The organism is Desulfonatronospira sp. (genome assembly GCA_003563255.1).
GTDB lineage: Bacteria > Desulfobacterota > Desulfovibrionia > Desulfovibrionales > Desulfonatronovibrionaceae > Desulfonatronospira.
Genome location: PWSL01000100.1, coordinates 1 through 6,771, shown reverse-complemented (window position 1 = coordinate 6,771; position 6,771 = coordinate 1). Strand labels below are relative to the sequence as shown.

The window sequence follows — 6,771 nt, the reverse complement described above, 5'->3', positions numbered from 1 at the left end:
TTTCTGCAGTTCGACATGTCTCAGCCCATACTCAAGGAGCGCGGGGTTATCGATTCCACGATCCCGGTTTTTTACTACACCCAGGTGCTGGCTCTGGCCCTGGGCTTTGATCCTGCCCAGGTGGCGGCCATCAGCCAGACGCCGAGGGATGCAATAATTGCCGAGATTCAAAGCGAGCAGAGAAGAATCCAAAAATGACAACCAGGAGGATAAATTCATGTCTTTCAGTCCAAATATTGTGGGGTTTGCCTGCCAGTGGTGCACCTATGCCGGGGCTGATCTGGCCGGCAACCTGCGCTGTAAATACCCCCCGACCATCAAGCTGATCAGGGTGCCATGCTCAGGTAGCGTGGAGCCGGAGTATGTTCTTGAATCCCTGGCCAGAGGGGCAGACGGTGTGCTCATCGGAGGATGTCACTACGGCGATTGCCACTACAAGGAAGGCAACTACAAGACTTCGCGCCGCATGACTATACTCAAAAAAATGATAGAGGACGCCGGGTTTGATTCCAGGCGCTTCAGGCTGGAATGGATATCCGGGGCCGAGGGCAAGCGCTTTGCCGAAGTGGTGGAGGAATTCACCCGGGAACTGCAGGAGCTTGGCCCGAATCCGGTCAAGGGAGGTGCTTAATGGCTGATAAAATTAAATTCGGATTTCTGCTGGCAGGAGGATGTGCCGGTTGTGAAACGGCCCTGGTTGATATTTCTGAAAGGCTTGTGGATGCCCTGGAACACCTGGAGGTGGTATTCTGGGCTCCCACCGTGGCCGACGTCAAGTACAAGGACCTGGAAGCCATGGAGGACGGATACATTGATCTGGCCTTTGTGGACGGCATGGTCCGCAATACTGAGAACGAACATACGGTCAAGGTGCTCCGTCAGAAATCCAAGACCCTGGTGGCCTTCGGGGCATGTGCATCTCTGGGCGGGATAGCCGCCATGGGAGACATGCATTCCAAGGAGGAACTCTTCAATCAGGCTTACAAGGACACCTTCAGTACCGACAATCCAGAAGGGCTGCTCCCCGAGCCGCAGTGTCTCTGGGAAGGAAAATATGATCTGACCCTGCCTGCCTTCACCAAGAGGGTCAGCACCATAGATCAGCTGGTGGATGTTGATTACTATGTTGGCGGGTGTCCCCCGCATCATGACTTTATTTTCCAGTTGATCCAGGCAGTTGTCTCGGGCAATCTGCCGCCCAAGGGCTCATGGCTGACCTCGGGCAAGGCCGTGTGCGATATCTGCAAGCGTAACCCGGCCGAGCATGATCAGCAAAGACTGCCCATAGGAGATATTTTCAGGACAGTAGACGGCAGGCCGGATGAAGACAAATGCCTGCTCCAGCAGGGTTATATCTGCTTTGGTCCGGTGACCCAGGGGGACTGCGGAGCATCCTGCCTCAATGTCAATATTCCCTGCCGGGGGTGCGGCGGACCTATTCCCGGAGTCAAGGATTACGGAGCCAGGTGTGTCTCAACCATTGCCTCCAGCCTCAAGGATGATGCCACAGCTGAGAAGTTTATTCAAAAATTTAATGATATGGCCAAGCTGTGTTACAGATATTCTTACTCTTCAGGAATACTCAATCAGAAATTGACCCCTGGCAATAAACCATAGCCCCGGAGGTTTAAAATGGGCAAAATAGCGGCCCTGATAAAAAAGACACTGGGTCTTAACGGGGGGCAAATCAAAGGAGAAAGTAAAGTGAAAAAAATAGAGATCAATCCCATGACCCGCCTGGAAGGGCACGGCAAGATCGCCATTTTTCTTGATGAAAACGGCAATGTTGACGATGCCTTTTTCCAGACAGTGGAGTTTCGCGGGTATGAAAAGTTTCTGCAGGGCATGCCCATTGAGGAGGTGCCCAGGACAGTGTCCACGGTGTGCGGAGTCTGCCGGGCGGTGCACTTTCTGTGCTCCATGAAGGCCTCGGATGATGTCTACGGCGTCGCTCCGCCCTCTACGGGCAGAAAGCTGAGGGAGCTGTTCTACAGCGCTCATACAGTGGAAGACCATACTGCTGTGCTTTATGCCCTTGGTTTTCCGGATTTCGTAGTGGGTCCGGACGCATCGCCGGCAGAACGTAACCTGGTGGGCCTTATCAAGGCTGTAGGTGCAGAGACAGGGAAACTTGTTCTTCAGAAACGCGGCCTGGCCGTAAAAATTTTCGAACTCCTGGGCGGCAAGCCCAATCATCCTGTTGCAGCCCTGCCAGGAGGATGGTCCAAAAGGATCAATGAAGAAGAGCGGGCTCAGATCGAGAAATGGGCTGAAGAACTGGTGGAGCTGGGCAAGCTGACTCTCCAGGTCTTTGATGACGTGGTGCTCAAGAATCCCAAATACATGGAACTGGTCACAGGAGAAATGTACAGGGTCGAAGTGGGCTGCATGGCAACCGTTGATGAGCAGAACCGCTTTGCTCTATATGACGGTACCCAGAAGGCCATAGACGCCAAAGGCAATGTTGTGGGTACTTTTCGCGGCAAAGAATACCTTGATTTTATATCCGAACGGGTCCTGCCCTGGTCCTATCTCAAGTTTCCTTACAACAAAAAACTTGGAGGCTGGGACGGGATAAAGAGCGGCCCGGACACGAATATATACTGCGTGGGTCCCCTGGCCCGGATGAACGTGGTGGATTCCATGAGCACCCCGCTGGCCCAGGAGCATTTTGAGAAGTTTCACGATACTTTTGGAGCCAGACCTGTGCATTATATCCAGGCTTACCACTGGGCCAGGGCCATCGAGGTGCTGGCAGCCGCTGAAAAATGCCTGGAACTGTCCAGGGATCCGGAGATAACCGGCAGCGATACCTGGAACCAGCCATCGTCCTGCACCGGTGAGGGAGTAGGGATTCTCGAAGCCAACAGGGGCACCCTGGTTCATCATTATATCACTGATGACCAGGGGATTGTTCAGAACGCCAACCTTATTGTGTCCACAACCCACAACAACGCACCCATCAACCTGGCCGTAAAAACCGCGGCCCGGCATTTTATTCAGGATGGAAATGTAAGCGAGGCCCTGCTGAACCACGTGGAAATGGCCTTCAGGCCTTATGACCTTTGCCTGGCCTGCGCCACGCATACGGTTACCGGAGGACAGCAGCCGGTGGAGGTAAACATCTATAAAAACAGCGGTGAACTGTACAAGCAAATGAAGAACTTCTAAGTATGGGGTCACAGGGCGGGAAGACTGTCTTCCCCCCCTGCACACCTGCGTCCGGGGGCAGGCCACCTGCGTCAATTTATTTAATAAGGCATACAGCATGAATGATGTTAGAACTATTGTCCTGGGCATAGGCAATCCTCTGCTCCAGGATGACCGGGCCGGGCTGGAGGTGGTTCAGCGGATATCCAGGATGGATCTTCCCGTTGATACCCAGGAGCTTTACACCGTGGGCTTCGAGGTCATGGACAGGCTTATGGGTTATAACCGGGCGTATATTGTTGACGCATGCAGTCTGGGAAACAAGCCGGGTACAGTTATGGAAGTAAGGATCGAGGACATCTTTTCATCCAAAAACCTGGCCAGTTCCCACGCCATAACCCTTGGAGCGACCCTCAAGACTGCTTATCAGCTGTTTCCGGATGAAATGCCAGGAGAATTAAGGATTTTCCTGATAGAAGTGGAGAGGATTGACGAGTTCACGGATATTATGAGTCCCTGCGTTGATAAGGCTGTGCAGGAGACAGTGGACATTATTGCCTCGGCAATAAGCTCAAAGGGTTATAAGAGTGGAAGAAATATGAGCTGTTGCAGGCATATCCTGTAGCCGCAGAATCCAACCCCTCTGTCTGTAACCATTCAGGGGGCAGATACCGGCCAGGGGGACAGTCCCCGCGACACTTTCACTGCACAACTGAAAAGTACAGACGCGAAGTTTTGTGAAGCATCATAATCATCACTTAGCGGGGACAGTCCCCTGGCCTTGTGCCATCAGCCAACACCGATGTCCCCCTGAATGGTTACCTCTGTCTTTATGTCATGGTCGAGAAAAGCCGGTACCTTCCTTGCGGGACTCTGCAATTGTAACCATTCAGGGGATGCCTCAATCGTCCAGTAATCACCACCGAAGACCCTCTGAATGGTTACCTGCAATTTAAACCTTGATCATGAATAAGTCTGCTTGACATCATAAATCATAAAACATACAGATAATCTATGCGAATAACTTTATCCATACCAGATGAGATTGCTCGCCGATTCCAGGCATCAGTACCTCCCCGTCAGCGATCCCGTCTTGTTACACGATTGCTGGAGCAAGAATTAGCGAAACATGACAGCTCGTTGGCGGATGCCTGCCGTGCAGCCAATAGGGACACAGTTTTAGAGCAAGAGATTGATGAATGGCAGGCATTTGAGGACGGGATCGAGGAATGACCGAACCCGTCATCATGCGGGGAGACATTTGGTGGGTGAGTTTGGACCCGACTCAGGGTTCAGAGTTGAAAAAAACCCGTCCTTGTGTCGTGCTTACGCACAACACCATAAACCGGCTTCGCCGCACTGTTATTGTAGTCCCACTCTCTACCGCTGCGAAGCCACACCCACCGATAACGATTCCGGTGCATTGCCAGGGTGGCCCTGCCGTAGCCGTAGTCGATCAGCTGCGAGCCGTTTCAAAATACAGGCTCAAGAAGAAGATCGAAGCGTTGCCCCCTCAAGAGCTTGACAAAATTTGCCAGGCAGTCTCGACAATACTGGAAATAAGATAAAAAAGGCCTGCCATCAACTGCCAGGGACGCGTAAACACCCTCCCCTTTTCTTTTTCATTTCGGGGTAACAGGCCCTGGCTTTGCTTTGCCAAAAAAAAGGCCGGATGAGATCCGGCCCCTTTTGCATGATAGATGTTTAAACCAGCGGTCTGCGGTTCTTGAACACCCTGGCAAAGGCCTCCTTGCGGGTGAAGCGTCTGGGTCCATGCAGGCTGGCTACGGCAGAGTGATAGAACTTGGACGGGCTGGTCTGGAAGAGATAGATCACCCGCACTGCGCGGGGGTCACCCAGAACAGCTTCGGGATAGATCTTTCTGGCTTCTGCCAGCCTCTTTTCAGCCAATTCCTTCATCTCGTCCATATCCCCAAAGTGCATGGTGCCGGTGGGACAGGCTAGAACGCAGGCCGGGAGCCTGTCGTTCATAACCCGGTCAAAACACATGTCGCATTTGGAAATCAGGCCCGAGTTCTGGTCAGCCCTGGGAATATCATAGGGACAGGACCCCTTGATCTCGTCAGGAAAGAGATTCTTGGTCCTGGAGGTGAACAGGACTGCACCGGTGCGGTCGTCCTGGAGCACTGCCTGCTCGTCGTCCATGTCCCCGACCATTTTACATGGCGGATCAAAGCAGTGCCTGCATTGATCCGGGAAGAAAAGCCAGTCCTTGATCTTGCCGTTTTCAACCACTTCCTCCATGCGCACCAGCTTGTATGTGATAAAGGACAGGTCTTTGGGATTCTGGAATGAGCCCCAGTTCCTGGTATCTTCTGCCGGCAGCTTGTGCCACTGCTTGCAGGCCACCTGGCATCCCCGGCAGGCGTGACATTTAGTCAGATCTATAAAAAATCCTTTTCCATCCATGAATCATTCCTCCTTAAGCTTTGCGGATGTTAACCATGAAGGCCTTGGTTTCCGGAATTCCGGTGTTGGCGTCGCCCACGGCCGGGGTGAGCAGATTGGCCGCATCCCCGCTGTCTTTGGGCTGCAGCCAGCCGTAGTGCCAGGGCAGGCCAACCATGTGCAGGGTCTGGCCCATGACTTTGTAAGGTGCCAGACGATGGGAGACAATGGCCACTGCCTTCACCTGGCCACGGGGGCTTTCCACGATAACCTTGTCGCCGTTGTTGATGTCCCGCAGCTTTGCCAGTTCCGGATCGATTTCGGCAAAGAGTTCAGGCATGCATTCCAGAAGCCAGGGGGTCCAGCGGGTCATGACTCCTGTCTGCCAGTGTTCGGTGACCCTGTAGGTAGTGCCCACGAAGGGGTAGCGCGGATCGCACACGGCCCGTTTTTCCCCTTCGAAATGCAGGGCCACGGGGTTGTGCAGCTGTTTTGAAAAAGGCTGCTCTTCAAAAGGACATTCCAGGGGTTCATAGTGTTCCGGAAATGGTCCGTCCACCAGGCCAGGCCCAAAGAGGCGGCCAAAGCCTTCTGTGGTCATGATGAACGGATGCCTCTCGCTGGGTCCCCAGCCGCCGTCGGGTACGTCACCCACCCACTGGTTGTTCTGCCACTTGATGACCGGCTTGTCCGGAGCGTATGGCCGACCATTCTTGTCCACAGAGGCCCGGTTGTAGAGCACACGCCTGTTCACCGGCCAGGCCCAGGACCAGTTGGGGAATAGAGCGATATTGGCCTGCATGTCCGTCTGGGTCTTGTCCCGGCGGGCCATCAAATTGCCATCCTCGGTGAAGGAACCGCAGTACAGCCAGTTGGCGCAGGCAGTGGACCCGTCGTCCTGGAGCAGAGCAAAGCTCGGCACCTGGGTTCCGGCTTTATATGTGGTACCATCGATGGTCTTATCCCTGAGGAAGTAGCCGTTGTGCAGCCTGGCCATTTTTTGTACATCAAATGCGCCGTCAGTGACTATATTGTCCAGGTTAAGATTGGCAATAGGTTCCGGGAATTCTCCGCCTTCCTCCTGGTAAAGGGCTTTGAGCCTTCTGGCCAGCATGACCATCATGTCCCCGTCGCTCTTACTGCCCCCCAGGGGTTTGGGGCCTTCATAACGCCACTGGGCCCAGCGCCCGGAATTGGTAATGGAGCCTTCTT

At 53.7% G+C, this 6,771-nt stretch carries 7 protein-coding genes and 1 pseudogene; 6 read left to right on the top strand and 2 right to left on the bottom strand.

Going from position 1 to position 6,771, the window contains the following annotated elements; genetic code table 11:
- The 6 genes and pseudogenes from QZP87_RS02970 to QZP87_RS15485 form a co-directional block, all read left to right on the top strand.
- Window positions 1-198 (top strand): annotated as a pseudogene (locus QZP87_RS02970) (heterodisulfide reductase); the annotation flags it as partial.
- Window positions 199-217: 19 nt separating this feature from the next.
- Window positions 218-631 (top strand): hydrogenase iron-sulfur subunit, encoded by a 414-nt coding sequence (locus QZP87_RS02965; RefSeq protein ID WP_291321429.1) that lies wholly within the window; start codon window positions 218-220, stop codon window positions 629-631.
- Window positions 631-1,617 carry a F420-nonreducing hydrogenase gene (locus QZP87_RS02960; protein ID WP_291321428.1) on the top strand — a complete coding sequence of 329 codons (987 nt, stop codon included), beginning with the start codon at window positions 631-633 and terminating at the stop codon, window positions 1,615-1,617. The genes QZP87_RS02965 and QZP87_RS02960 overlap by 1 nt, the downstream gene beginning before the upstream one ends.
- 15 nt (window positions 1,618-1,632) lie before the next feature.
- Entirely contained in the window at window positions 1,633-3,171 is a 1,539-nt protein-coding gene (locus QZP87_RS02955) for a Ni/Fe hydrogenase subunit alpha (protein WP_291321427.1), read from the top strand.
- A 97-nt stretch (window positions 3,172-3,268) separates the two neighbouring features.
- On the top strand, window positions 3,269-3,775 hold the full coding sequence (locus QZP87_RS02950; RefSeq protein ID WP_291321426.1) for a hydrogenase maturation protease: 507 nt from the start codon (window positions 3,269-3,271) through the stop codon (window positions 3,773-3,775).
- Window positions 3,776-4,379: 604 nt separating this feature from the next.
- Complete coding sequence (locus QZP87_RS15485; RefSeq protein WP_363330980.1) at window positions 4,380-4,718, top strand: type II toxin-antitoxin system PemK/MazF family toxin; 339 nt, start codon at window positions 4,380-4,382, stop codon at window positions 4,716-4,718.
- A 136-nt stretch (window positions 4,719-4,854) separates the two neighbouring features.
- On the opposite strand, the gene QZP87_RS02945 is transcribed toward QZP87_RS15485, so the two are convergent.
- Together QZP87_RS02945 and QZP87_RS02940 are read right to left on the bottom strand one after the other, a co-directional pair.
- Window positions 4,855-5,580 (bottom strand): 4Fe-4S dicluster domain-containing protein, encoded by a 726-nt coding sequence (locus QZP87_RS02945; protein ID WP_291321425.1) that lies wholly within the window; start codon window positions 5,578-5,580, stop codon window positions 4,855-4,857.
- A gap of 13 nt (window positions 5,581-5,593) precedes the next feature.
- Window positions 5,594-6,771 (bottom strand): molybdopterin dinucleotide binding domain-containing protein (locus QZP87_RS02940; protein ID WP_291321424.1); only part of this gene is annotated, 1,178 nt, incomplete at its 5' end.

Excerpts from the sequence above, each read along its gene's own strand:
- QZP87_RS02965 (WP_291321429.1), top strand. The coding sequence starts at position 218 with ATGTCTTTCAGTCCAAATATTGTGGGGTTTGCCTGCCAGTGGTGCACC.
- QZP87_RS02960 (WP_291321428.1), top strand. The coding sequence starts at position 631 with ATGGCTGATAAAATTAAATTCGGATTTCTGCTGGCAGGAGGATGTGCC.
- QZP87_RS02955 (WP_291321427.1), top strand. The coding sequence starts at position 1,633 with ATGGGCAAAATAGCGGCCCTGATAAAAAAGACACTGGGTCTTAACGGG.
- QZP87_RS02950 (WP_291321426.1), top strand. The coding sequence starts at position 3,269 with ATGAATGATGTTAGAACTATTGTCCTGGGCATAGGCAATCCTCTGCTC.
- QZP87_RS15485 (WP_363330980.1), top strand. The coding sequence starts at position 4,380 with ATGACCGAACCCGTCATCATGCGGGGAGACATTTGGTGGGTGAGTTTG.
- QZP87_RS02945 (WP_291321425.1), bottom strand. The coding sequence starts at position 5,580 with ATGGATGGAAAAGGATTTTTTATAGATCTGACTAAATGTCACGCCTGC.